Source organism: Desulfovibrio sp. OH1186_COT-070, assembly GCF_003860215.1.
Taxonomy (GTDB): Bacteria; Desulfobacterota; Desulfovibrionia; order Desulfovibrionales; family Desulfovibrionaceae; genus Desulfovibrio.
On sequence record NZ_RQYH01000237.1, the window covers coordinates 1 to 338 of the forward strand.

A 338-nucleotide genomic window follows, 5' to 3' on the forward strand; every position below is an offset into this window, starting at 1 on the left:
GTGTTTCCCATTGTTATATACAATGGAGGCAGGGCATGGAAAGCCCCGCAGGATGTGGAGGCGCTTTTTGCTCCCATGCCGGAGAGCCTGAAAATGTATCGGCCCCGACATCGGCATTTTTTGCTGGACGAAAGCCGGGTGCCCGCCGAAGCGCTGGACAAAAGCAGGGGGCTGGCCGCGCAGCTTTTGAAGCTGGAACGGGCGCAAGGGCCGGAAGAAGTCCGGCAGATTGTCAGGGAGTTGATAGCCCGGCTGCATGGGCCGGAGTATGTGCCTCTGCGCCGGGCTTTTACCGTATGGCTGGGGCGAGTTGTGCTCAAACGCTCCGGGATCACAGA

At 59.8% G+C, this 338-nt stretch carries 1 protein-coding gene; it reads left to right on the forward strand.

Annotated elements, in window-relative coordinates:
• Positions 1–338 (forward strand): Rpn family recombination-promoting nuclease/putative transposase (locus tag EII23_RS12665; protein WP_185702425.1); only part of this gene is annotated, 338 nt, incomplete at both ends.